General features: G+C 64.4%; 22 protein-coding genes. 13 read left to right on the forward strand and 9 right to left on the reverse strand.

Translation table 11 applies throughout. The features are described from left to right. The 4 genes from HS961_RS02090 to HS961_RS02105 are packed head-to-tail and all read right to left on the reverse strand — an operon-like array spanning position 1 to position 3,180. A complete protein-coding gene (locus HS961_RS02090) occupies positions 1-777 on the reverse strand; it encodes a LamB/YcsF family protein (RefSeq protein ID WP_182326152.1) in 777 nt (258 codons plus the stop codon). Between the two features lie 22 nt (positions 778-799). Continuing rightward, positions 800-1,468 carry a pyroglutamyl-peptidase I gene (gene pcp / locus HS961_RS02095; protein ID WP_182326153.1) on the reverse strand — a complete coding sequence of 223 codons (669 nt, stop codon included), beginning with the start codon at positions 1,466-1,468 and terminating at the stop codon, positions 800-802. A gap of 24 nt (positions 1,469-1,492) precedes the next feature. Further along, a complete protein-coding gene (locus tag HS961_RS02100) occupies positions 1,493-2,449 on the reverse strand; it encodes a DUF979 domain-containing protein (protein ID WP_182326154.1) in 957 nt (318 codons plus the stop codon). Further along, complete coding sequence (locus HS961_RS02105; protein WP_182326155.1) at positions 2,446-3,180, reverse strand: DUF969 domain-containing protein; 735 nt, start codon at positions 3,178-3,180, stop codon at positions 2,446-2,448. Before HS961_RS02105 ends, HS961_RS02100 begins: the two co-directional genes overlap by 4 nt. Positions 3,181-3,500: 320 nt before the next feature. Between HS961_RS02105 and HS961_RS02110 the strand changes: the two genes are divergently transcribed. Further along, a complete protein-coding gene (locus HS961_RS02110; RefSeq protein WP_182326156.1) occupies positions 3,501-4,175 on the forward strand; it encodes a GntR family transcriptional regulator in 675 nt (224 codons plus the stop codon). 265 nt (positions 4,176-4,440) lie between these two features. Next, the gene (locus HS961_RS02115) at positions 4,441-5,892 is read left to right on the forward strand and encodes an aldehyde dehydrogenase (RefSeq protein WP_182326157.1); all 1,452 of its coding nucleotides are present in this window, start codon (positions 4,441-4,443) and stop codon (positions 5,890-5,892) included. Between the two features lie 33 nt (positions 5,893-5,925). Here the strand turns inward: HS961_RS02115 and HS961_RS02120 are convergent, their stop codons facing one another. Beyond that, entirely contained in the window at positions 5,926-6,990 is a 1,065-nt protein-coding gene (locus tag HS961_RS02120) for a homocysteine S-methyltransferase family protein (protein WP_182326158.1), read from the reverse strand. Positions 6,991-7,289: 299 nt separating this feature from the next. On the opposite strand from HS961_RS02120, the gene recQ reads away from it, so the two are divergent. The 8 genes from recQ (at position 7,290) to HS961_RS02160 (ending at position 16,550) form a co-directional block, all read left to right on the forward strand. Then, positions 7,290-9,221 carry a DNA helicase RecQ gene (gene recQ / locus HS961_RS02125; RefSeq protein WP_182326159.1) on the forward strand — a complete coding sequence of 644 codons (1,932 nt, stop codon included), beginning with the start codon at positions 7,290-7,292 and terminating at the stop codon, positions 9,219-9,221. A 113-nt stretch (positions 9,222-9,334) separates the two neighbouring features. Then, entirely contained in the window at positions 9,335-10,183 is an 849-nt protein-coding gene (locus tag HS961_RS02130; protein WP_182326160.1) for a hypothetical protein, read from the forward strand. Positions 10,184-10,318: 135 nt separating this feature from the next. Next, on the forward strand, positions 10,319-10,948 hold the full coding sequence (locus HS961_RS02135; protein WP_182326161.1) for an ABC transporter ATP-binding protein: 630 nt from the start codon (positions 10,319-10,321) through the stop codon (positions 10,946-10,948). Continuing rightward, positions 10,945-11,748 (forward strand): ABC transporter permease, encoded by an 804-nt coding sequence (locus tag HS961_RS02140; RefSeq protein ID WP_182326162.1) that lies wholly within the window; start codon positions 10,945-10,947, stop codon positions 11,746-11,748. The genes HS961_RS02135 and HS961_RS02140 overlap by 4 nt, the downstream gene beginning before the upstream one ends. A 61-nt stretch (positions 11,749-11,809) precedes the next feature. Beyond that, entirely contained in the window at positions 11,810-13,525 is a 1,716-nt protein-coding gene (locus tag HS961_RS02145; protein ID WP_182326163.1) for an acyl-CoA dehydrogenase family protein, read from the forward strand. Positions 13,526-13,538: 13 nt separating this feature from the next. Then, entirely contained in the window at positions 13,539-14,930 is a 1,392-nt protein-coding gene (locus HS961_RS02150) for an L-serine ammonia-lyase (RefSeq protein ID WP_182326164.1), read from the forward strand. 83 nt (positions 14,931-15,013) lie between these two features. Beyond that, positions 15,014-15,970: a LysR family transcriptional regulator gene (locus HS961_RS02155; RefSeq protein ID WP_182326165.1), complete on the forward strand. Its 957-nt coding sequence runs from the start codon at positions 15,014-15,016 to the stop codon at positions 15,968-15,970. A 151-nt stretch (positions 15,971-16,121) separates the two neighbouring features. After that, positions 16,122-16,550 (forward strand): hotdog fold thioesterase, encoded by a 429-nt coding sequence (locus tag HS961_RS02160; RefSeq protein WP_182326166.1) that lies wholly within the window; start codon positions 16,122-16,124, stop codon positions 16,548-16,550. A 7-nt stretch (positions 16,551-16,557) separates the two neighbouring features. Here HS961_RS02160 and HS961_RS02165 read toward each other — a convergent pair whose 3' ends face one another. After that, complete coding sequence (locus HS961_RS02165) at positions 16,558-17,289, reverse strand: aspartate/glutamate racemase family protein (RefSeq protein ID WP_182326167.1); 732 nt, start codon at positions 17,287-17,289, stop codon at positions 16,558-16,560. Positions 17,290-17,368: 79 nt separating this feature from the next. Next, a complete protein-coding gene (locus HS961_RS02170; RefSeq protein WP_182326168.1) occupies positions 17,369-18,253 on the reverse strand; it encodes an amino acid ABC transporter substrate-binding protein in 885 nt (294 codons plus the stop codon). Between the two features lie 224 nt (positions 18,254-18,477). Here HS961_RS02170 and HS961_RS02175 point away from each other — a divergent pair, with 224 nt between their 5' ends. Further along, positions 18,478-19,695, forward strand: a complete 1,218-nt coding sequence (locus HS961_RS02175; RefSeq protein ID WP_182326169.1) for a D-amino acid dehydrogenase — start codon at positions 18,478-18,480, stop codon at positions 19,693-19,695. A gap of 23 nt (positions 19,696-19,718) precedes the next feature. Here HS961_RS02175 and HS961_RS02180 read toward each other — a convergent pair whose 3' ends face one another. Together HS961_RS02180 and HS961_RS02185 are read right to left on the reverse strand one after the other, a co-directional pair. Then, positions 19,719-20,618, reverse strand: a complete 900-nt coding sequence (locus HS961_RS02180) for a LysR substrate-binding domain-containing protein (protein WP_182326170.1) — start codon at positions 20,616-20,618, stop codon at positions 19,719-19,721. Between the two features lie 17 nt (positions 20,619-20,635). After that, entirely contained in the window at positions 20,636-21,247 is a 612-nt protein-coding gene (locus tag HS961_RS02185; protein ID WP_182326171.1) for a cob(I)yrinic acid a,c-diamide adenosyltransferase, read from the reverse strand. Positions 21,248-21,401: 154 nt separating this feature from the next. On the opposite strand from HS961_RS02185, the gene HS961_RS02190 reads away from it, so the two are divergent. Together HS961_RS02190 and HS961_RS02195 are read left to right on the forward strand one after the other, a co-directional pair. Then, positions 21,402-21,626: a hypothetical protein gene (locus HS961_RS02190; RefSeq protein ID WP_182326172.1), complete on the forward strand. Its 225-nt coding sequence runs from the start codon at positions 21,402-21,404 to the stop codon at positions 21,624-21,626. A 137-nt stretch (positions 21,627-21,763) separates the two neighbouring features. Next, positions 21,764-23,185, forward strand: a complete 1,422-nt coding sequence (locus tag HS961_RS02195) for an FAD-binding oxidoreductase (RefSeq protein WP_182326173.1) — start codon at positions 21,764-21,766, stop codon at positions 23,183-23,185. Positions 23,186-23,221 lie beyond the last annotated feature (36 nt).

Consider the following 23,221-nt stretch of genomic DNA (forward strand, 5'->3'; position numbering starts at 1 on the left):
TCATGCGCCCGCCTTGTCCATGAAGGAGCGGATCTGCACGCCTGCGGCTTGCAGGTGCTCACGCACCGCCTGGGCCATGGCCACCGCACCAGGGCTGTCGCCGTGTACGCAGATGGAATCGGCTTGCACTTCAACCACCGAGCCATCATTGGCCTGCACCGTGCCTTGCTGCACCAGCTGCAGCATGCGCTGGGCAACCATCTCAGGGTCGTGCAGCACAGCGCCTGGCTCGCGGCGCGACACCAAGGTGCCTTGCGGCGTGTAGCCACGGTCGGCAAAGGCCTCGGCAATCACCGTCAGGCCCGCTTCGCGCGCCCACTGCATCAGCGGCGAGCCAGCCAGCACCACCAGCGCCAGCTGGCCGCCGACGGCCTGCATAGCCTCGATCACCGAGGCGGCCTGGCGGCGGTCCTGGGCGATGGTGTTGTACAGGGCGCCATGGGGTTTGACATAGCGCACCGTGGTGCCAGCCGCAGCGGCCAGGCCTTGCAGCGCGCCAATCTGGTAGATCACATCGCTCACCAGGTCGGCATGCGCCACATCCATGTTGCGGCGGCCAAAACCCACCAGGTCGCGGTAGGCCACATGGGCACCGACCACGACATTGTTGGCCTTGGCTTTTTTCAAGGTATCGAGAATGCCAGCCGGATCGCCTGCATGAAAACCGCAGGCCACGTTGGCACTGCTGACGATGGACAGCATAGACGCATCGTCGCCCATGCTCCATGCGCCCAGGCTCTCGCCCAGGTCGCTGTTCAAATCCATGGTGAGGGACATGGTGCTACCTTTCTTATGAATTTCAGTGGAGTTGGCCTGCGCTCAGCTGCAGATCCTGCTGTTCGGGATCATGCCGCAGCACGGCTGCAATCAGCGCCTCAATACCCTTGCACTGCGTCTCCACCGCCATGCTGGGGGCGCCAGGCAGCGCCGCTGCCATCTCGGGCAGGTAGGGCACATGCACAAAGCCGCCGCGCGTTTGCGCCCAGGCGGGCACGGTGTTCAGGCGGTGCATCAGGCCGTAGAAGACATGGTTGCAGACAAAGGTGCCGGCGGTGTTGCTCACCTCGGCGGGCACACCGGCTGCACGCATTGCAGTCACGGCCTGCTTGATGGGCAGGCGCGCAAAATAGGCCGCTGGGCCATCGGTGGCCACCGCCACATCGATGGGCTGCTGGCCGGCGTTGTCGGCGATGCGGGCATCGTCCACATTGATGGCCACGCGCTCGATCGACAAGGCCGTGCGGCCGCCGGCCAGGCCCAGCGCAATCACCAGGCTGGGCCGGTGCTGCTGCAGGGCTGCGTCCAGCGCATCCAGCGCTTTGCCAAACACACAGGGCAGCTGCACGCCAACAATGCGCGCACCGTCGATGGTCTTGCCATCGAGCGTGCGGGCCACTTCCCACGCGGGGTTGAGGGGGGCTTTGTCAAAGGGCTCAAAGCCCAGCACCAGTACGGTTGTGTCAGTCATGCAGAAGTCCTGTGGTTGCGGCGATCAGTGGTTCATCAAAAAGTACAGCAAAAACACATTGCAGACCAGGATGCCCAGCGCCGTAGGCACCTGCGCCTTGATGACGGCATTGCGGTCCGGTAGCTCCAGCAGTGCCGCCGGCACGATGTTGAAGTTCGCGGCCATCGGCGTCAGCAAGGTGCCGCAGTAGCCAGAGAGCATGCCAATCGCCGCCATGATGGCCGGGTCAGCGTTGTAGATGTTGATCAGCACGGGTACGCCCACGCCGCCGGTCATCACCGGGAAGGCCGCAAAACCATTGCCCATGATGACGGTGAACAGCGCCATGCCGACCACGTACACCAGCACCGCGACAAAGCGCAGATCCATGTTGATGTAGGTGGTGGTCACATGGGCCACCGCCTTGCCAACGCCAGCGTCCGAGAACACCAGGCCGAGCATGCCCAGCATCTGCGGCAGCACCATGGCCCAGCCCATGGCATCGACCAGGCGGCGCGATTCGCGCAGCGATTGCACCGGCGATTCGCGGGTCATCTTGCAGGCCATGGCCGCACCGATGATGCAGCCCAGTGCCAGGCTCACCAGGGTGGCGTTCTTGGGGTCGATTAGGAAGTTGCCGCCAATCTTGAAGTCTTTGAGCAGCACGCTGCCAATCACGGTGACCACAGGGATCGCCAGCGCCGGCACAAACAGCTTGTTCTTCAGGCGCAGAGCGCTTTCCTTGTTCTCGGCATCGCTGCGCACTTGCGGCTTGCCGCCGCCTACGCCCTTGACCAGCACGATCAGCGCCAGCACGATCACGCCAGCACCCACCACTTCAGGCGGCATCTTGTCGCCCAGCAGGAACATGACCGCATACAGACCCCAGAACAGGCCAGTAGTCCAGCGCTTGGGGTTGCTGGCATCAAGCAGATTGAAGACGGCCACAGCCGCCATGACCAGGCCAGCCAGCCAATAGACTTGGGTGATGCTGAAAATCATGCTGCACCTCCTTCGCGGGTAGTGGAAGCGGCAGATGGCGCGTTAGCCATTTCCTTGGCGATGTACTGGTCCAGGCGATGCAGGCGGTAGGAATGGATCAGGAACGCGCAGATGGCGGTCGGGATACCCCATACGGCCACATGGATCGGCTCCACATCGACACCGGCTTCATGCAGGAAGGTGGTCATCAGCACAATCGCGCCGAAGGCCACAAAAATATCTTCGCCGAAGAACAGGCCGACGTTGTCGGTCGCGGCGCTGAAAGCACGCAGGCGGTAGCGCAGCGCTTCGGGCAGCTTGCCGTAGCGGGTCTCGGTCGCGCCTTCAGCCATAGGGGCCAGCAGCGGACGCACCATTTGTGGATGGCCACCCAGGCTGGTCAGGCCGATGGCGGCGGTCAGTTGGCGCGCGCCCAGGTAGACGATCAGCAGACGGCCCGTGGTGGCCGACTTGATGTGGCCGATCCAGTTTTGCGCATGTTGGCGCAGGCCATGGCGCTCGAGCAGACCGATCACGGCCAGCGGCAGTACCAGGATGAGCGGCAGGTTGCGGGTTTTGACAAAACCCGTGCCCAGCTCGGCCAGCACTTTCTGGACCGGGAAACCCGCCAGCGCAGCGGTGACGAGCGCCGTCACCACCACTACCACAAAGGGATTGAAGCGCAGGATGAATCCCACGACGATGACGGCCACCCCGAGGAGGGGCCAGAGGTTGATGATTGAGTTGTCCATGACAATACAAGGTTTGTTATAGGCACGGCGCCCGTCCCAAAGGCTGGGTCACCGCATAGTTTTTGTTCAACAACCTATCAATTTCAATGATGGTCAAATTGAGTTTGTTGAACAATACAAAAGTTTAGCCAAACAAAACAGCCTTTCTCATCGGGAAAACCCGTACACATCTGCTTTCAAATAGTGATGTAGGCGAAAACCTCGTCTTTATGGCGACGAAAATCGCCATACTGACCGATTCAGAGGCTGAGGCCATCCGCTGGGCTGGGCTAGAGGCCACCGCTATCATGTGTATCAATCTCTGACTACCTGCGATCGCCATGAATGTTGCACTGCCTACTCTCTCGCTCAATGATCGCGTGGCCGAGCAGATTCGCGAGCGCATCGTGCGCGGCGAATTCCAGCCCGGATCGCGCCTGTCCGAGGTGGCGCTGAGCGAGAGCCTGGAGATCTCGCGCAACACCTTGCGCGAGGTGTTCCGACTGCTGACCAAGGAAGGCCTGCTGCGCCACTTGCCTAACCGGGGCGTGTTTGTCGCCATCCCCTCGATGGCCTCCATCATGGATATCTACCGCGTGCGCCGCATGATCGAGTGCCAGGCGCTGCAGCAGGCGATTCCCCAGCACCCGGCGCGCAAAGAGATGCGCGAAGCCGTCGCCGCCCAGAAGCAGCTGCGCGCAGCCGGCCGCTGGGTCGAAGTGGGCACCGGCAATATGCGTTTTCACAAGGGCGTTGTGGCGCTGGCCGACAGCGAGCGGCTCAACACCCTGTTCTCGCACCTGCTGGTGGAGCTGCGCCTGGCATTTGGCATGCTGGGCGATGCCGAGTTCATGCATGCGCCCTACATCGACCTGAATGCCCAGATCCTGGAGCGCTTTGAGGCCGGGGACATGGAGCAGGCCGCCAAGCTGATGCATGACTACCTGACCCATTCCGAGCGCGTGCTGCTGAGCGTCTATGCCCGCCGCATGAGCGATGCGGGCATGGTGCTCTGATTTCTGACTTGCCTAACCAAGCTTTTGGCGCATCTGCCGACTGCCGTTGAAGTCCTTGCGGCCAAGCCTGCCAAGTCGTCGCATTGCCAGCGCGTTGCAGCAATGGCGTCTGATCGATAGCATCTACAGCCTTGGCGCCACACCCATCCCCATGCATCGCCAAGCCTTCATCAGCCACCATGCCCGAGAGCAAACAAGGTTTGCCAGCCTGGTTGAGGATGTGGGCCTGAGCGTGGATGAATGGCAGCAAACAGGAGCCCCTGCAATGATTGAACAAAAAATGCTGATAGGTGGCCGGGCTTGCGATGCGAGCAATGCGGCGACGGTGGAGCGCAAGAATCCGCTCGATGGCACGGCAGCATCCCGCGCCCCTGCCGCCACGGTGGCCGATGCGGTGCGGGCCTGCGAGGCGGCAGCAGCGGCTTTCCCGGCCTGGGCACAGCTGGGGCCCGGTGCGCGACGCGCGCTGCTGATGAAGGCCTCTGACACCCTGCACGCCAAGGGCGATGCCATCGCTGCAGCCATGGCATCCGAGACGGGGGCCTCCGGCCAATGGGCGGGCTTCAACGTCCACCTGGCCAGCAATATGCTGCTGGAGGCAGCGTCCCTGACCACGCAGATCAGCGGCGAAGTCATCCCCTCCGATGTGCCGGGCAGCCTGGCCATGGCGGTGCGCCAGCCCGCTGGGGTGGTGCTGGGTATCGCGCCGTGGAATGCGCCGGTGATCCTGGCCGTGCGCGCCATCTCCACCGCACTGGCCTGCGGCAACACCGTCATCCTCAAAGGCTCGGAGTGGTGTCCGGCCACGCACGGTCTGGTCATGGAGGCACTGCAGGATGCCGGCTTGCCGCCCGGTGTGCTGAACTTTGTGACCAATGCGCCAGAGGACGCGGCCAGCATCGTCGAAGCCATCGTTGCCCACCCGGCGGTGCGCCGCGTCAGCTTCACCGGCTCCACGCGTGTGGGCCGCCTCATTGCGCAAACCTGCGCCCGCCACCTCAAGCCCGCGCTGCTGGAGCTGGGTGGCAAGGCACCCTTCATCGTGCTGGACGATGCCGACCTGGAGGCAGCGGCCCGCGCCGCCAGCTTCAGTTCCTTTGCCAACTCGGGGCAAATCTGCATGTCGACGGAACGCTTGGTGGTCGACCAGCGCGTGGCCGACGCCTTTGTCGCCAAGCTGGCGGCAAGGGCTGCTGCGCTGCCATTGGGCGATCCCCGCCAGGGGCCAGTGGTGCTGGGATCAGTGGTGGGCATGGCTACCGTCGAGCGCTGCAACGCCTTGATCGACGATGCCCTGGCACACGGCGCCAGCATCGTCTGCGGCGGCAAGGCGGACAGCACGCTGATGCCTGCCACCTTGCTGGACGGCGTGACGCCTGCGATGCGCATCTACCACGAAGAGAGTTTTGGTCCCGTCAAAGGCATCGTGCGCGTGAACGGCGAAGACGAAGCCATTGCCTGCGCCAACGACAACGCGTTCGGCCTGTCATCTGCGGTGTTCACCCGCGACACCGCACGCGGCTGGCGCGTGGCAGCCCGCATCGAGGCCGGTATCTGCCACATCAACGGCCCCACCGTGCACGACGAGGCACAAATGCCGTTTGGCGGCGTCAAGGATTCAGGCTATGGCCATTTTGGCGGGCGCCAGGGTATCGATGCCTTCACCGACACCCGCTGGATCACCATGCAAACCACCGAGCGCCAGTACCCGTTCTAAAGGGCCAGAACGGGCCGATACCGGCAATACGCCTCAGGCCGCAGCAGGGTAGAACAGCTTGCGCGCCGTGGCGCTTTGCACGGCCTGCGCAATTGCGCCAATATGGTCCGGCGTGGTGCCGCAGCAGCCACCCACGATGTTGACCAGGCCTTCGGCCGCGAACTCATGCACCAGGCGGCTGGTGATCTCGGGCGTCTCGTCAAAGCCGGTATCGCTCATGGGATTGGGCAGGCCGGCATTGGGGTAGCAGCTGATGAAGGTATCAGGCGCGGCCTTGGCCAACTCTTGCACATAAGGGCGCATCAAGGTTGCACCCAGCGCGCAGTTCAGCCCGATCGACAGCGGGTTGGCATGGCGCACGCTGTGCCAGAAAGCCGTCACCGTCTGGCCCGACAGGATGCGGCCCGAGGCATCGGTAACAGTGCCGCTGATCATGATCGGCAGCACCTGGCCCGATTGCTCGAAGGCCTCATCCACCGCAAACAGCGCCGCCTTGGCGTTCAGCGTGTCAAAAATCGTCTCGACCAAGATCACATCGGAGCCGCCTTCAATGAGCGCCAAGGTCTGCTCCAGGTAAGCCTGGCGCAGCGCCTCAAAGGTCACATTGCGCGCGCCGGGGTCATTCACATCGGGGCTGATGGACGCGGTCTTGGGCGTGGGGCCCAAGGCGCCGGCCACATAGCGCTTGTGGCCCGGCGTGCTGTACTTGTCGCAGGCTGCGCGCGCCAGCTGGGCGCTCTTGAGGTTCATCTCATAAGCCAGCTCGGCCATGTGGTAATCCTCTTGGGCAATCGTGGTCGCACCAAAGGTATTGGTCTCGATCAGATCAGCGCCAGCGGCCAGGTATTTCTCGTGGATGTCGCCAATCACATCGGGGCGGGTCAGCGACAGCAGCTCGTTGTTGCCCTTCACATCGTAGGCAAAGTCCTTGAAGCGCTCACCGACGCTGCCCGGGCCGCTATAGCCTTCGCCCCGGTACTGGGCCTCGCCCAGCTTGAAGCGTTGGATCATGGTGCCCATGGCGCCGTCGAGGATGACGAGGCGCTTGGCCAGGGTGGCGGGCAGTTCTTGGGCTCGGGTGTAGCGGGGCAGTGACATGGCGGCCATTGTAGGGCGGCCGCCCCCCACGTGGCGGCCAGGCGTTATTTGCCATACCGGCGCTGGTTGTATGGCGTCGCAGGGGGTGCAAGCCCGCTGCGCTGCCGCACAGCCCGTTACGCACAGCAAACCCTGGCCGGCCTTGCCGCGCCCCAAAACGCGCACAATAGCGCTTTGCGCCCGCCCGGGCGGCCCCGCCTTGGCCTACCCGCCTACGCAGGCCCGCCAGGCCGGTTGACGACACCCCCGCTTGCGCGGCCCCACCCGGGGGCCGGCACAGCTGCCTTCTCTAGCAATTTGTGACTTCCCTCGCCCACACCGTTTTGCAGGATGCCTTTGGCTATGCGCACTTTCGCGGCTCGCAGCAAGCCATTGTTGACCATGTGATCGGCGGCGACGATGCGCTGGTGCTGATGCCCACCGGCGGCGGCAAAAGCCTGTGCTACCAAATCCCGGCCATCGTGCGCCAGCAGCAGGGCCACGGCACCACCATCGTCATCTCGCCCCTGATCGCGCTGATGCACGACCAGGTCAGCGCCATGCACGAGATCGGTGTGGACGCCGCCTTCCTCAATTCCACCCTCGACTACGACCAGACCCGCGATGTGGAGCTGCAACTGCTGTCGGGCGGCATCACCTTGCTGTATGTGGCGCCCGAGCGGCTCAACACCCCGCGCTTTCTGGGCCTGCTCGATGAGCTGCATGCGATGGGCAAGCTGGCCCTGTTCGCCATCGACGAGGCCCATTGCGTCAGCCAGTGGGGGCATGACTTTCGGCCCGAGTACCGTGAGCTGACCGTGCTGCACCAGCGCTATGCCGGCGTGCCGCGCATTGCGCTCACCGCCACGGCCGATGCGCTGACCCGCGCCGACATTGTCGAGCGCATGCAGCTCGAATCGGCGCGCGTCTTCATCAGCAGCTTTGACCGCGCCAACATCCGCTACACCATCGTCGAGAAAAAAGACGCCTCCGCCCAGCTGCTGCGCTTTATCGAGCGCGAGCACGATGGCGATGCTGGCGTGGTGTATTGCCTCTCGCGCAAAAAGGTGGAGGAAGTCGCGCAAACCCTGTGCGATGCCGGCGTCAACGCCCTGCCCTACCACGCCGGCCTGGGCGCCGAGCTGCGGCAAAAAAACCAAAGCCGTTTTCTGCGCGAAGAAGGCATTGTGATGGTCGCCACCATCGCGTTCGGCATGGGCATCAACAAGCCCGATGTGCGCTTTGTTGCCCACGTCGACATGCCCAAGAACATCGAGAGCTACTACCAGGAAACCGGCCGGGGCGGCCGCGACGGCCTGCCCGCCGATGCCTGGATGGCCTATGGCTACCGCGACGTAGTCAGCCAGCGCAGCATGATCGACGAGAGCCCGGCCGGTGATGCCTTCAAGCAGGTGATGCGCGGCAAGCTCGATGCGCTGCTCGGCCTGGCCGAAGGCACCGACTGCCGGCGCGTGCGCCTGCTGGCCTATTTTGACGAGGTCTATGGCCAGGGCGGCGATTACGACTCGGCCCACCCCGAGGCATCCGCCGCATCCGCCGAGAAGGCGCCGCGCTACCAGTGCGGCAACTGCGACAACTGCCTGAACCCGCCCAAAACCTGGGACGGCACCGACGCCGCGCGCAAGCTGCTGTCCACCATCTACCGCGCCCACGCCGCCAGCCAAGTCACCTTTGGTGCCACCCATATCCTCGACATCGTGCGCGGCAAGGAAACCGACAAGGTGCGCCAGTTCAGCCACCAGCAGCTGAGCACCTTTGGCCTGTGCCAGGACTACACCGAACCCCAGCTGCGCGGCGTGCTGCGCCAGCTGCTGGCCATTGGCGCACTGGCCACCCAAAAAATGCAGACCGAGGCCGGCTACAGCTTTGAGACCCTGGTGCTGTGCGACGGCTCACGCGCCGTGCTGCGCGGCGAGCAAACCGTGGAGCTGCGCGAAAGCACCGCCGAACGCAGCCCCAGCAAACGCCAGCGCAGCACCAAACCCGCCGTCGCCGCGCAAAACCTGGGCCCCGACGAGCAGGTCCGCTTCATCAACCTCAAGGCCTGGCGCACCGAAGTGGCCAAGGAGCACAACGTGCCCGCCTACGTCGTCTTCGCCGACGCTACCTTGGCCGCCATCGCCCAGCGCAATCCGCAGAGTCTGGATGAGCTGCAGGGCGTAAGCGGGATTGGGGTGAAAAAGCTGGAGGCTTATGGGGAGGCGGTGTTGCGGGTGTGTGGCGCCGAATAGTTTCAAAAATTGTTGTTGCAATGCAAACAAAGTAGAACCCATGCTTCTATTTTGTAAAGCTATGCTCTAATGCCGTTTCAATTGTTTAAAACTATTAACAAACGGACGGACATATGCTGAAAAAATGGATTGCAATCGGCGCCCTGCTGGGCACCGGCATGGCCCAGGCTTACATGCCCCAATCGGGCACCTGGGTGGTCACCAGCGAGCTCAATGGCAAGCCCGGTCGCGGCCTGGCCATCGATGTGCAGAACCAGACCCTGGTCATGCAAATGTATGCCTACGACGCCAGCGGCAATGCCACGTTCTACCTGACCTCGGGCGCCTACAAGAACAACCAGTATTCCGGCACCTTGAACAAATACCGTGGCGGCCGCTATCTGGGCAGCAACGAACGCATTGGCCAGGACAACGGCAACGATGGCGTGGTGTCCATGCGCTTCGAGTCCGGCACCAAGGGCTACATCAAATTCCCCGGCGAAGCGGAAAAGGAAATCTCCCGCTTCAGCTTCGGCTATGACAACAGCCCGCAGAGCCTGTTTGGCATGTGGCTGTTCACGTCTCTGGGCGCCAGCACAGCGTCGACCGATTTCGTCAGGCTGGAGAAGCTGGCGACGGGAAGCGGTTACGGAACCGGCTTTGCCGCCACCTCCAACTACCGTTTTGGCTGTGAGCATTTGACCAGCGGTCCCAATGCCGGTCTGCTGCTTTGCCTCAAGCTCAACGCCGCCGATCGCACCGAACAGGTCTACTACCTGAACTACGCCGTCAATGACGGCGAAGGTGTGACCGGCGCCACACCGGAAACGGCCACCAAGCTGTTGGTGGTCCGCCGCCTGACCACCAACAACGATGACGGCACAGGCATCCTCTTGAAGGACGCCGAAGCCCAAACGCCTGCCGATCCAGAAGCACTCCGCCAGGCATTGGCAGACGCTGCCGCCCAGCCTAACGAGCAATAGCCCCGGCGCTTCTCCACCTCCGAGAGCCAGCAGCCCCTGACCGGGAACTGCTGGCTTTTTTGCTGGCGAGCAGAACACTCACCCATCGCATCCCTGAGAAACGCTGCCAACTACCCACCGCTACACTCAGCCTCCATGCCCGCCACCACCCCTCCCCGCCTGTCCATCCGCACTCTCCAAAGCCCCATCAGCGGGCCCTGCTCGCTGGAGCTGGGCGCAGGCGAATGCATCGCCGTCATGGGCGCTTCGGGGTCGGGAAAATCGGTGCTGCTGCGGCTGATTGCCGACCTGGACCCGGGCAGTGGTGAAGTGCTGCTCAACGGCCAGCCGCGCAGCGCCTTCAGCGGCCCGGCCTGGCGCCAGCAGGTGATGTACCTGGCGGCGGAGCCCGCCTGGTGGGGTCCGACGGTGCTGGAGCATTTCCCGCCGGGCACGCAATCGGCATTACTGGAGATGGCCAGCGAGCTGGGGTTGCGCCAGGGCTTCATCGATATTCCGCTGACCCAGCTGTCGACCGGAGAGCGCCAGCGCCTGGCCTTGCTGCGCGGGCTGCTGCGCCAACCCCAGGTGCTGCTGCTCGATGAGCCCACGGCGGCGCTCGATGAGGCGTCGGTGGCAGCGGTGGAGCAGTTGCTGCAGGGCTGCCAGCAGCAGGGCTTGAGCCTTCTGTGGGTGACGCATTCGCATGCGCAGGCGGCCCGCGTGGGCCAGCGCTGCATGCAGCTGGTGGATCACCAGTTGCTGCCGATGGAGGCTGCGCAATGAACCCGGCCATCCATCTGCAGCCCAGCGATTTGCTGGTGGGCGCCGCGCTGGTGCTGGCCGCCGCTGCCGCATCCTGGGCCATGCGCCTGCAGCTGCAGCGCCAGGTGCTCTGGGCATCGCTGCGCATGGTGGTGCAGCTGCTGCTGGTGGGCTATGTGCTGCGGCTGGTGTTCCAGCAGGCACACCCGGGCACCACCTTGGTGGTGGTGCTGGTGATGATTGCCGCTGCAGCACGCGAGGTGGCGGTGCGGCCGCACCAGCGGCTGGCGGGCGGGGGCAACTACCGCATTGCCGGGCTGGTGGTGGCGCTGTCCAGCCTGTCGACCGTGGTGCTGGCGCTGATGACTGCCGTGCGGCCTGACCCCTGGTTTGATGCCCGCTATGCCATACCGCTGATGGGCATTGTGCTGGGCAGCGTGCTGAATGCCGCCAGCCTGGGGCTGGACAGTTTTTTTGACGGCGTCCGCACCGGCCGCGCGGCCATCGAGGCGCAGCTGGCGCTCGGGGTGTCCTTCCGCCGCGCGATGGCGCCGCACACCCGCGCAGCGATCCGCCGGGGGCTGATCCCCATCATCAACCAGATGTCGGCGGCCGGGCTGATCACCCTGCCGGGCATCATGACCGGCCAGATCCTGGGCGGTATGGACCCGCTGGAAGCTGCCAAGTACCAGATCCTGTTATTGCTGCTGCTGACCTTTGCCGGCGCGCTGGCCGCAGGCGGCAGCGTGCTGCTGGCCGCTCGTGCGCTGGGCGATGAGCGCCAGCGCCTGCGGCTGGACCGGCTGAACGCCACGCGCTGATCGGCTTTGCCATGGGCTGGCTCCATTCATAGAATGGGCAAGCACCTCGGGGAGAGCAGCCATGGCAGAGCGCGACAAAGACAACCTGGTGGATGAGCTGGTCGGCTACGACCCGCTGGGCAGCGATCCGGCCTTGCAGGCCGCTCTGGCGCGCGCACAGGCCCATGCCTGGCTACCGGGCCTGCAGCAGCATGCGCGCACCGTGGGCAGCGCGGCCTTTGCAAAGTGGGCCGACCAGGCCAACCGCCACCCACCGCAGTTGCAGCAGTGGGATGCACGGGGCCGGCGCATTGACCAGGTGGAGTTTCATCCCGCATGGCACCAGGTGCTGGCGCATTACCGCGCGCAGCAACTGATCGACATGCCGTTTGCCGATACACCGGAAGATGCAGCAAGCGGCCGCTGGACAGCCTGGGCCGCCGGCTTTTACCTGCATGGCCAAGCAGAGGCCGGCAGCCTCTGCCCCGCAACGATGACGACGGCGGCGATCCCGGTGTTGCGCAAGGAGCCCGCGCTGTGGGCACAGATCGCACGCGGCATCACCAGCACAAGCCATGACGCGCATGATGCGCCAATGGCAGACAAGACGGCCTTGTGGGTGGGCATGGGCATGACCGAAAAGCAAGGCGGTTCGGATGTGCGCAGCAACACCACGGTCGCCTACCCGCTGGATGCATCGGGCGGCGGGCGCGGCGCCGCCTACCGGTTGCAAGGCCATAAATGGTTTTATTCGGTGCCGATGGCCGATGCCCACCTGGTGGTGGCGCGCATGGCCAACAGCGCGCAGGACGCCCATGCGCTGCAGGCACCACTGGCCTGTTTTTGGGTGCCGCGCTGGCGGCCCGATGGCAGCCGCAACAGCGTGCTGGTTCAGCGCCTCAAGGACAAGGTCGGCAACCGCAGCAATGCCAGCAGCGAAGTGCTGTTGGACAATGCCTATGGCCTGCTGGTGGGTGAGGAAGGCCGGGGCATTGCCACCATCATGGAGATGGCCACCATCACGCGGCTGTGCTGCGTGCTGGGCAGCAGCGCGCTGCTGCGCCAGGCTACCGTGCAGGCGCTGTGGTCTGCCCAGCACCGCCAGGCCTTTGGCGCGGCCTTGGTCGAGCAACCGCTGATGCAATCGGTACTGGCCGACCTGGCGCTGGAGAGCGAAGCAGCGCTGCTGCTGGCCATGCAACTGGCGCAGGCCTTTGAAGACAGCAGCGCCCCAGGCAAGACCACGGCGCTGGCCTGGCAGCGCATCATGACACCGGCGGCCAAGTTCTGGGTCTGCAAACGTGCCATTGCCTGCAGCGCCGAGGCCATGGAAGTGCTGGGCGGCAATGGCTATACCGAAAGTTCGGCGCTGGCCCGCATCTACCGCGAAGCGCCGGTGAATTCGATTTGGGAAGGTTCGGGCAATGTGATGTGCCTGGATGTGCTCAAGGCGCTGCAGCGCGAGCCCACGTTGCGCGATGCGCTGTGGCAGGACTTGCAACGCATGGCGGTGGAGGACCTGCCCGTTCAACAGGCACTGCAGCGCCTGCACACCCAGTGGCAGGCGATGGCGCAGGATGCCTGGGCGCAACAAGCGCAGGCGCGGCAATGGGTGCAGCAGCTGGTGCTGGTGGCGCAGGCCGGCCTGATGCGGCAGCATGCGGCGCTCGCACATGCCGATGCTTTCGTAGCCAGCCGCCTGGGGCCGCATGCCTGTTTGGGTGTGCTTGGTGCTTCTCCGCTTGCCAAGGCGCAAATCAGCGCTATCCTCGGCGCCAGTCTGCAGTTGCAAAAATGATCGGAAGCTAGCCATGGCAGTCAGCGTGTTTGATTTGTTCAAGATCGGTATCGGGCCCAGCAGCTCGCACACCGTGGGCCCCATGCGCGCCGCGCATGCCTTTGTGCAGCGCTTGCAGCGCCAAGGGGTACTGGCCCAGGTGGCACGCCTGCGCTGCCAGCTGTTTGGCTCCCTGGGCGCTACCGGCATTGGCCACGCCAGCGACCGCGCCGTGATCCTGGGCCTGGCCGGCCATGCGCCCGATACGGTGGATGTGAATGCCGTCGACGCCCTCATTGCCGAGGTCCACCGCAGCCATCAGCTGCTGCTGAACGGCGAGCAGCGCATCGTGTTTGATCCCGCCACCGACCTGCTGTTGATTGGCGAGGTGAGCCTGCCCTTTCACCCCAACGGCATGCGCTTTGAGGCCTGGGATGCCCAGCATGCACTGGTCGATGCGCAGGCCTACTACTCGGTGGGCGGCGGCTTTATCGTCAGCGAAGAGGCGGCCTACGATGCCGAGCGCCAGCAGGCCATTGCACCGGACACCGAGGTGCTGCCCCTGCCCTTTCACAGCGCCGCGCAGCTGCTGCAGCTGGCGCATGACCACCAGCAGCCCATTGCGCAGATCATGCGCACCAATGAACGCCACTGGCGCAGCGATGCCGACATCGACAGCGGCCTACTCAAAATCTGGCAAGCGATGCAGGACTGCGTGCAGCGCGGCTGCAGCACCCCAGGGCACTTGCCCGGTGGGCTGAATGTGAAACGCCGCGCCGCCGGTTTTTACGAAGGCCTGACCCAGCATGCGGGCAGCGCCAGCACCGATCCGCTGGAGGTGATCGACTGGGTGAACCTGTTTGCGCTGGCGGTGAATGAAGAAAACGCCGCCGGTGGCCGCGTGGTGACCGCACCCACCAATGGCGCCGCCGGCATTGTGCCCGCCGTGCTGCATTACTACTGGCGCTTTGTGCCGGGCGCCACCGAGGCCGGGGTGGTGGACTTTCTGCTGACCGCCGGCGCCATCGGCCTGCTGTACAAGGAGAACGCCTCGATATCCGGCGCCGAAGTCGGTTGCCAAGGCGAAGTGGGCGTGGCCTGCTCGATGGCCGCTGCCGGCCTCTGTGCCGTCATGGGCGGCACACCAGAGCAGGTAGAGAACGCCGCCGAGATCGGCATGGAGCACCACCTGGGCCTCACCTGCGACCCGGTCGCCGGCCTGGTGCAGGTGCCCTGCATCGAGCGCAATGCGCTGGCCGCCGTCAAGGCCATCAACGCCGCACGCATGGCCCTGCGCGGCGATGGCTCGCACATCGTCAGCCTGGACAAGGTGATTGCCACGATGCGCGCAACCGGCGCCGACATGATGAGCAAGTACAAGGAAACCTCGCTGGGCGGGCTGGCGGTGCATATCGTTGAATGCTGAGGGCCGTTGATGGCACCCAACCTGGGTGACAGGCGGGGTCGCCCGCCCCGGGTGTGGTTGCTATCAGCGCCTACAATCGCGCCATGGCTATGCATTTTGACTTGGTAGATCTGCGCCTGATGGTGCACGTGGCAGACGCGAACAGCATGACGCGGGGGGCCGAGCTGTCGTTCATCTCGCTGCCAGCGGCCAGCACCCGCATCAAGAACCTGGAAGAGAGCATGGGCGTCAAGCTGCTCTACCGCACCAGCCAGGGAGTAACGCTGACCCTGCCGGGCCAGGCCTTTGTGCAGCATGCGCGCACGGTGCTGGGCCAGATCGAGCACCTGCGCGGCGACATGCAGGAGTACGCACGCGGCATCAAGGGCCATGTGCGCGTGTTTGCCAACACCACCGCGCTGGGCGAGTTTCTGCCTCCTGTGCTGCGCGCCTATCTGCGCAAGCACCCGGATGTGGATATCGACCTGCGCGAGCGCCTGTCTAACGACATCATCCGCGCTGTTGGCGAAGGCCAGACCGATATCGGCATCGTTGCCGGCCAGGTGCGCACCGAAAGCCTGGTAGCGATGCCCTACCGCCGCGACCGCTTGGTGCTGGTCGTCTATGCCGACCATGCCCTCGCCCGCCGCAAGGCCGTGGCCTTTGGCGATACCTTGGAATACGACTACATCGGCCTGCATGAATCCAGCGCCATCCATGCCTTCTTGCGCCAGCACAGCGACTTGCTGCACCGCCCCATCAAGCAACGCATCCAGGTGGGCAATTTCGAAGCCGCCTGCCGCATGATTGAAGCCGGCGTAGGCATCGGCATCCTGCCCGAATCCGCCGCCCGCCGCCACGCACGCAGCATGGACATCCGCATCATCAGCATCTCCGACGAATGGTCCAACCGCGAGATGCAGATCGTCGTGCGCAACCTCGAATCCCTGCCGTCCTTTGCCCGCGAACTGGTGGAGCTGCTGGTAGAAGACGGCGCCGCCCCCGATGACGCCCACAGCAGCCCGGACTGCGATGGCGAGCAGGTGCCGACGAGCAATTGAGCGGACGGGCCCCGAGCCCCGGAACTGCGTCAAAAGCTGCCACAAAGCTCACGGCAGCGCACCACGCGCACCGGCGCGTCATCCAGGCGGTAGGCAGCTCGCCCGCGCAGCGCTATGCTGTGGCATTCCCTTGCTGAGCACCCCAACACCCATGACTGCTATCTGGAAAAAACCCATCTCGCTGGACGTGCTGCGCGACAAAGCGCGCAACACGGCGATTGAACATTTGGGCATCGAATATGTGGAGATCGGCGACGACTACCTGGTGGGCCGTGTGCCCGTGGACCACCGCACGCACCAGCCGTTCGGGCTGCTGCACGGGGGCGTCAGCGTGGTGCTGGCGGAGACGCTGGGCTCTGTCGGCGCGCTGTTCTCGTCGCCCGCCGGCTGGCGCTGTGTGGGGCTGGATATCAATGCCAACCATATCCGGGGCGTGAAGAGCGGCTGGGTCACCGGCACCGCCAAGCCGGTGCATATCGGCCGCATGACCCAGGTCTGGCAGATCGACATGGTCAACGACGAGGGCAAACTGACTTGCGTTTCGCGCATCACCATGGCGATGCTCGAAGACGCTTCTTAAGACGCTGTCAGGCGCTGTAGGCCACACGCGCCAACGCCCGCGCCAGCTCCCAGGCCGGGTCGATCAGCGGCAGGCCTTGCACGCTGGTCGCCCCTGGCAAGGCCAGCGGTATTTCGGTGCAGCCCATGATCAAAGGCACATCGCCATGGCGGACGCGCATGGCCTGGGCCACGGCGCCAAAGTCGGCACGTGCCTGGTCCATGCGGTCGGCTTTCACGCCCTGGTAGATGCCGCGCATCAACAGCTCGCGCTCGGCTTCTTCGGGCAGATGCACGGTGATACCACAGGCGGCCAGCGCCTGGTCATACAAGCCGATGCGGTAGGTGCCCTGCGTGGCGAGCAGCATGCAAGACAGCTGGCCTTGCTGCTGCAAGCCCTCGGCCACCACGCGCGCAATGTGCAGCAGCTGCTGCTGGGGGTAGGCCTGTTGCAGGCGTTCATGCCAGGCATGGGCGGTATTGCAGGCCACGGCAATGGCCACGGCGCCCACGGCCTGGAGCTTGTCCAGACCCTGGCACATCATCGCGAACGGATCTTGCGCGCTGTCGGGCGCCAGCAGCGCTGCGCTGCGGTCCGGTATCGGCAGCTGGGCCAGCCAGTGCTCGGGGTAGCCCTGGTCGGTCATCGGGGTGCCGCTGGCGCGTAAATGGTCTGCGCAGGCCTGCACAAAGAGGCGTACAAAATCAGCGCCAGCCGCGGGGCCCATGCCACCCAGAATGCCTACGGTACGAAGCGTCATACCCAACTCCAGAGAAAATAAAAAATGGCCCGTTGCCGGGCCATTGCAGTGCGTGCCGTGCACGACACGGGATTGTCCATCAGGTCGCAGGCTTGTCGCTTTGCGCTGTCAGATTGTCCTTGAGTTCCTTGTTCATCGGCAGACCCAGCGCCTGGTTCTTGGGCGGGATGGGTTGCAGGAACCACTTGTCGTACAGCTTGGTGAAATCGCCGGATTTCATCATGCCGCCGATAACGCCATCGACGATTTTCTTGAAGGCTGGGTCGTCCTTGGGCAGCATGCAGGCATAGGGCTCGACTTGCAGTGCATCGGCCACCACTTCGTAAGCTGCGGGGTCCTTGGAGTTGGCCTTCAGGCCGTACAGCAGGATGTCATCCATCGCAAAGCCGGCTGCGCGGTCGTTTTCCATCAGCAGGAAGCCGTCGGAATGGTCCTTGGCCAGGGTGATGTTGATGTCCAGCTTCTGGTCGGCACTGTACTTGCGCACCACAGGCAGATTGGTGGTGCCGGTGGTGATCGCCAGGGTCTTGCCCTTCAGATCGGCCCAGCTGTTGATGCCGGAGCTCTTCTTCACCGCGACGCGGGTGCCGGTGTAGAAGTAGTTGATCGCGAAATCCACATCCTTGTTGCGCGCGGCATTGTTGGTGGTGGAGCCGCATTCCAGCACGATGGTGCCGTTCTGGATCAGCGGAATGCGGTTGGCCGAGGTGACCGACTGCCATTTCACTTTCAGGTCAGGCTTGCCGATTTCCTTGCGCACGGCATCAGCCACGGCGTTGGAGATGTCCACCGAGAAGCCGATGGCGTTCTGGCCACCGGAGAGGTAGCTGAACGGCACCGAGGATTCGCGGTAGGCGAAGGTGATTTCGCCCGAATCCTTGGCCTTGGCCAGCACATCGGCAAAGGCCGAGGGCAGGCAGGCGATGGCGGCAGCAGCACAGACCAGCGACTTAACAAACTTCATGGTGAACCTCCTTGAATCAAACAATACGAACAGTGTAGAAACCAGCACTTTGTTTCAACAATGCCTTTTTGGGACAGCCCCATAACGCTTGGTTATGGTGCATGGCATACCGCACAGAGGCGGAACCGCTGTACCTATAAGCAAATGGCATGCCTGATGCCCATTTTGCTATGCGACAGGCGGTTTTCAAGCGCCTATATTTAAGGGTTTTCAGGGGGTGTTCCATGCAGGTATGCATTCTGGGTGCGGGGATTGTGGGTTTGGCTGCCGCCTATGAGCTGACCATGGCGGGGCACGACGTGACCGTGGTGGACAAGGCATCCCACGCCGGCAGCGGCACCAGCATGGGCAATGGTGCGCAGCTGAGCTACAGCTATGTGCAGCCCTTGGCCGACCCTGCCATCTGGAAGCAGCTGCCCAAGCTGCTGTTCAGCAGCGATTCGCCGCTCAAGTTCCGCCTGCAGGCCGATCCCCAGCAGTGGACATGGGGCCTGGCTTTTTTGGGCGCCTGCAATGCCGACCGCTCTGCCGCCAGCACCCGCAGCCTGCTGCAGCTGGCTGCCGTCAGCCGCCAGCGCTTTGAGGCGATGCAAACCCAGGTGGGCGGTGATTGGGACTACAGCAGCACCGGCAAGCTGGTGCTCTACCCCAGCGATGCAGCGGTGCAGGCGGCGCACCAGCAGGTCGATATGCAAAGCCGGCTGGGCAGCGCGCCACAGCGCATCGTCAGCCCCGATGAAGCCGTGGCACTGGAGCCCGCGCTGGCTGCCTACCGCAGCCAGTTTGCCGGCGCGGTACACACCCCCAGCGAATGCGCCGCCGATTGCTACCAGGTCTGCCGCCAGCTCGAAGCCTGGCTGCGCCAAAAAGGGGTGAAGTTCCTGATGGACACCCCCATCCAGCGCCTGCGCCGCGAGGGCGACCGCATCGTCGCGCTGGAGACCGCGCAGGGCGATATCGAGGCCGAGCACTTCATGGTCGCCTTGGGGGTGGACAGCGTGGCGCTGTGCAAGCCGCTGGGTGTGGATCTGCCGGTCTACCCACTCAAGGGCTACAGCATCACCTTGGATGTGGCCGCAGCGGGCTACAAGGCGCCGACGGTGAGCATCACCGACAGCGCCCGCAAGGTGGTGTTTGCGCGGATTGGCCAGCGCCTGCGCGTGGCCGGCATGGTGGAGCTGGTGGGCCACGACCTGCGCATTCCGCAGGACAAGATCCAAAGCCTTTGCGACTCCACCGAAGCGGTGTTTCCCGGCTGCAGCGCATACGTCAATGTCCAGCCCTGGGCCGGCCTGCGCCCTGCGACGCCCACTGCCGTGCCGATTGCCAGATCTGCCGGCGCACGCAATCTGTGGATCAACACCGGCCATGGCGCGCTGGGCTTTACCTTGGCGTTTGGCACGGCGGCACAGCTGGCCTACGACATCGGCCAGACCGCCTGAGCAGCCGTCAATAGCGCGTGGCGCTATAGCTGCGCCGCCAGCACCTTCTGCATCTCGCGCGTGATCGCCTTGACCAGCAAGGACTGCGGTTGCGACACCGCGCGGATCGCATTCACCGGCACCTGCAGGCCAGGCGCCAACGGCAGCACATCGACCTTGCTGTGGTCAGCCGACAAGGCAGTGCAGCCATCGACCATGGCCACGCCCAAACCGTGGTGGGCCATCGCCAAGGCCGTGTGGTAGGTCTGCACGGTGACAAAGTGGTCCAGCCCGGCGCTGGATTCGCGGGTCAGCTGGCTCAGCAGCATGCCCACCGGGTCTTGCGCATCCAGGCTGATGGTGGGCACGCCGGTCAGGTCATCGAGCGAGAGGCTGCCCGCGCGCAGCTTGAACGGTGGCAGCATGCCCTTGGGCACCACGCAGACCATGGGCACGCGCGCCAGGCTCTCTTGCTGCAGGCTGGCCTGCTGCACATTGCTCAGCACAAAGCCGACATCGGCCTCCTGCATCATCAGCGCCGACACGATCTGCGGCGAATGCAAGGACTGCAGGCTGACGCTGACATGCGGGTGCTTTTGCTTGAACTGCGCCAGCGCCCGGGGCAGCACCTCGTGGCTCAGCGCCAGCACGCTGGCAATGCGCAGCTCGTCGCTGTCGCGGCCCTTGCGCAGGCTGTCGGCCAGGCGCTGCACCTCTTCGAGCTGGGCAAACAGCTTTTCCATATGCGGCAGCAAGGCCAGCGCCTCGCTGGTCGGCGCCAGCCGGCCCTTGCTGCGCTGGAACAGTGCAAAGCCCAGCTGCAGCTCGGCATGCTGCAAGGTGCGGCTGACGGCTGGCTGCGAGATGTTGATGAGGCGCGCCGCAGCGCTGACGCTGCCGGTGTGCATCACCGCGTTGAAGACTTCGATATGGCGCAGGCGCATGGGCGGTGCCTCGGCGCTCAGCGGCCGGCGCCGATGTTGCTGTCGCCGGGGCCGCCGTGCCCATCATCGGCCTGCATACGCGCCAGCCGCGCACTCTTCCAGTACACATCGTCGCCGCCATCGACCCGGTTGAGCACCCGGGCCAGCACAAACAGCAAATCGGACAGGCGGTTGAGGTACTGGCGCGGCGCGGGGCGCATGGCCTCGCCCTGCTCCAGCGCCACCACCATGCGTTCGGCGCGGCGCGCCACGGTGCGGCATACATGGGACTGCGCGGCAGCGCGCGTGCCCGCAGGCAGTATGAATTCAGCCAGCCGGGGCAACTGCGCGTTGTAGTGCGCCAATGCGGTATCGAGCTGCAGCAGCGCATCGTCTTTCAGCAGCTCGTAGCCGGGCATCGACAGCTCTCCGCCCAGGTTGAACAGCTGGTGCTGCACGTCGACCAGCAGATCGCGCACATCGGCGGGCAGCGGCTCGCACAGCAGCAGGCCGATGTGGGAGTTGAGCTCATCGACATCGCCCATCGCCTGGGGACGGCCGCTGGCCTTGGAGACGCGGCTGTTGTCACCCAGGCCGGTGCTGCCATCGTCACCGGTTCTGGTCGCAATTTGGGAGAGACGGTTGCCCATGGGTAATCCTTGTAAAGCGGCTGTGAATCTCCGCCTATTTTCTGTTACCGGCGCGGTTAATTTGTAGCCTTGGCAACACTAAGCAAAAATGATAGCAAACAGCGCCGATTCCGGGTTCAATAGAGCCATGTCTGAATGACGAAAGGATCTACAGATGTCTGGCAAGTTTTTCGCCCATTCGTTTGACGCCCGCAGCGTGATGCTGTTTGCATCGATTGCGGTCACATCGGCAATGGCCAGTGCCCAGCCGCTGAGCAGCAGCCAACAGCGCATCGGCCAGGCCGCCAGCGGCAGCCGCATTATCCAGGTCGAGCGCCAACTGGGCACCCATGACCCGCGTCGCCACCAGGCGCGTCAGCCGGTCAAAAAGTCTCTCTGACCGGCGCCCCCCGCCGGTTTTCCCGAACTCTCCCTCTCCCCGCTACGGCGGGGTTTTTTCGTTGTGGCGGCTGCAGCGCAGCGGACAGCGCTGGGGGGCGGGCGGTGCTATTCTTGGTTCCCGCCCTGGAGAACCCGATGAACGCGCCCACCTCCCCCCACATCCTGGCTGCTGCGCAGCGCCCTATTCCCGATGCCTTTATGGCCGCGCTCACTGCCCGTTTTGGCAGCCAGTGCGTCACCTCGCTGGCCGTGCGCGAACAGCATGGCCGCGACGAAGGCTCGCTCACTGCGCCGCCACCGGCCGCCGTGGTCTATGCCGAATCCACCCAGGATGTGCAGGATGCCGTAGCGCTGTGCCACCAGCACGAGGTGCCCGTCATCGCTTACGGCGCCGGCTCGTCGCTGGAAGGCCACCTGCTGGCCGTGCAAGGCGGCATCAGCATCGATGTGAACCGCATGAACCAGGTGCTGTCCATCGACACCGAGGACCTGACCATCACCGTGCAGCCGGGCATCACCCGCAAGCAGCTCAACGAGGCGATCAAGGACACGGGCTTTTTCTTCCCCATCGACCCGGGGGCTGACGCCTCCATTGGCGGCATGGCATCGACCCGCGCCAGCGGCACCAATGCCGTGCGCTACGGCACCATGCGCGAGAACGTGCTGGCGCTGGAGGTGGTGACGGCCAGCGGCCAGGTGATCCGCACCGGCAACCGTGCCAAGAAAAGCGCGGCCGGCTACGACCTGACGCGCCTGATGGTGGGCAGCGAAGGCACGCTGGGCATCTTTACCGAAATCAGCCTGCGCATCTACCCGCTGCCCGAGGCGGTGAGCGCGGCCATCTGCTCGTTCAGCACCATCGAGGCTGCAGTGCGCACCGTTATCGAGACCATCCAGCTGGGCATTCCGATTGCGCGGGTGGAGCTGATCGATGTGAATGCGGTGCGCATGGTCAATGCCTACAGCAAGCTCGATCTGCGCGAAGAACCGATGCTGCTGATGGAGTTCCATGGCTCGCCCACCGGCGTCAAGGAACAGGCCGAAATGGTGCAAGACCTGGCGAGCGAACATGGCGGCAATGCCTTTGAATGGGCCGAGCGCCCGGAAGACCGCACGCGCCTCTTCACCGCCCGCCACAACGCCTACTTTGCGGCCGTGGCCAGCGTGCCGGCCTGCCGCTGCATCACCACCGATACCTGCGTGCCCATCAGCCGCCTGGCCGATGCGCTGCTGCAGTGCGTGACCGAGGCCGATGCCAGCGGCATCCCTTACTTCCTCGTGGGCCACGTGGGTGATGGCAACTTCCACTTTGGCTACCTGATCGACCCGGACAACGATACCCAGCGCGCGCAGGCCGAGCAGCTCAACCACCAGCTGGTGCAGCGCGCCATTGCGCTGGGCGGCACCTGTACCGGCGAGCACGGCATTGGCGTACACAAGCAGGGCTTTTTGCTGGAAGAGGCCGGCGAAGGCGCGGTGGCGATGATGCGCGCCATCAAGCAGGCGCTGGACCCGAAGAACATCCTCAACCCGGGCAAGATTTTCCAGATCGGCTGATCTTCTCCAACCAAAGGCCCGCGCAACCAAGGTGTT

Source organism: Comamonas piscis (assembly GCF_014109725.1).
GTDB lineage: Bacteria > Pseudomonadota > Gammaproteobacteria > Burkholderiales > Burkholderiaceae_C > Comamonas > Comamonas piscis.

What these genes read in the sequence shown, in the direction of transcription:
- HS961_RS02090 (WP_182326152.1), bottom strand. Translation starts at nt 777, where the DNA reads ATGTCCCTCACCATGGATTTGAACAGCGACCTGGGCGAGAGCCTGGGC.
- pcp (WP_182326153.1), bottom strand. Translation starts at nt 1,468, where the DNA reads ATGACTGACACAACCGTACTGGTGCTGGGCTTTGAGCCCTTTGACAAA.
- HS961_RS02100 (WP_182326154.1), bottom strand. Translation starts at nt 2,449, where the DNA reads ATGATTTTCAGCATCACCCAAGTCTATTGGCTGGCTGGCCTGGTCATG.
- HS961_RS02105 (WP_182326155.1), bottom strand. Translation starts at nt 3,180, where the DNA reads ATGGACAACTCAATCATCAACCTCTGGCCCCTCCTCGGGGTGGCCGTC.
- HS961_RS02110 (WP_182326156.1), top strand. Translation starts at nt 3,501, where the DNA reads ATGAATGTTGCACTGCCTACTCTCTCGCTCAATGATCGCGTGGCCGAG.
- HS961_RS02115 (WP_182326157.1), top strand. Translation starts at nt 4,441, where the DNA reads ATGATTGAACAAAAAATGCTGATAGGTGGCCGGGCTTGCGATGCGAGC.
- HS961_RS02120 (WP_182326158.1), bottom strand. Translation starts at nt 6,990, where the DNA reads ATGTCACTGCCCCGCTACACCCGAGCCCAAGAACTGCCCGCCACCCTG.
- HS961_RS02130 (WP_182326160.1), top strand. Translation starts at nt 9,335, where the DNA reads ATGCTGAAAAAATGGATTGCAATCGGCGCCCTGCTGGGCACCGGCATG.
- HS961_RS02135 (WP_182326161.1), top strand. Translation starts at nt 10,319, where the DNA reads ATGCCCGCCACCACCCCTCCCCGCCTGTCCATCCGCACTCTCCAAAGC.
- HS961_RS02140 (WP_182326162.1), top strand. Translation starts at nt 10,945, where the DNA reads ATGAACCCGGCCATCCATCTGCAGCCCAGCGATTTGCTGGTGGGCGCC.
- HS961_RS02145 (WP_182326163.1), top strand. Translation starts at nt 11,810, where the DNA reads ATGGCAGAGCGCGACAAAGACAACCTGGTGGATGAGCTGGTCGGCTAC.
- HS961_RS02150 (WP_182326164.1), top strand. Translation starts at nt 13,539, where the DNA reads ATGGCAGTCAGCGTGTTTGATTTGTTCAAGATCGGTATCGGGCCCAGC.
- HS961_RS02155 (WP_182326165.1), top strand. Translation starts at nt 15,014, where the DNA reads ATGGCTATGCATTTTGACTTGGTAGATCTGCGCCTGATGGTGCACGTG.
- HS961_RS02160 (WP_182326166.1), top strand. Translation starts at nt 16,122, where the DNA reads ATGACTGCTATCTGGAAAAAACCCATCTCGCTGGACGTGCTGCGCGAC.
- HS961_RS02165 (WP_182326167.1), bottom strand. Translation starts at nt 17,289, where the DNA reads ATGACGCTTCGTACCGTAGGCATTCTGGGTGGCATGGGCCCCGCGGCT.
- HS961_RS02170 (WP_182326168.1), bottom strand. Translation starts at nt 18,253, where the DNA reads ATGAAGTTTGTTAAGTCGCTGGTCTGTGCTGCTGCCGCCATCGCCTGC.
- HS961_RS02175 (WP_182326169.1), top strand. Translation starts at nt 18,478, where the DNA reads ATGCAGGTATGCATTCTGGGTGCGGGGATTGTGGGTTTGGCTGCCGCC.
- HS961_RS02180 (WP_182326170.1), bottom strand. Translation starts at nt 20,618, where the DNA reads ATGCGCCTGCGCCATATCGAAGTCTTCAACGCGGTGATGCACACCGGC.
- HS961_RS02185 (WP_182326171.1), bottom strand. Translation starts at nt 21,247, where the DNA reads ATGGGCAACCGTCTCTCCCAAATTGCGACCAGAACCGGTGACGATGGC.
- HS961_RS02190 (WP_182326172.1), top strand. Translation starts at nt 21,402, where the DNA reads ATGTCTGGCAAGTTTTTCGCCCATTCGTTTGACGCCCGCAGCGTGATG.
- HS961_RS02195 (WP_182326173.1), top strand. Translation starts at nt 21,764, where the DNA reads ATGAACGCGCCCACCTCCCCCCACATCCTGGCTGCTGCGCAGCGCCCT.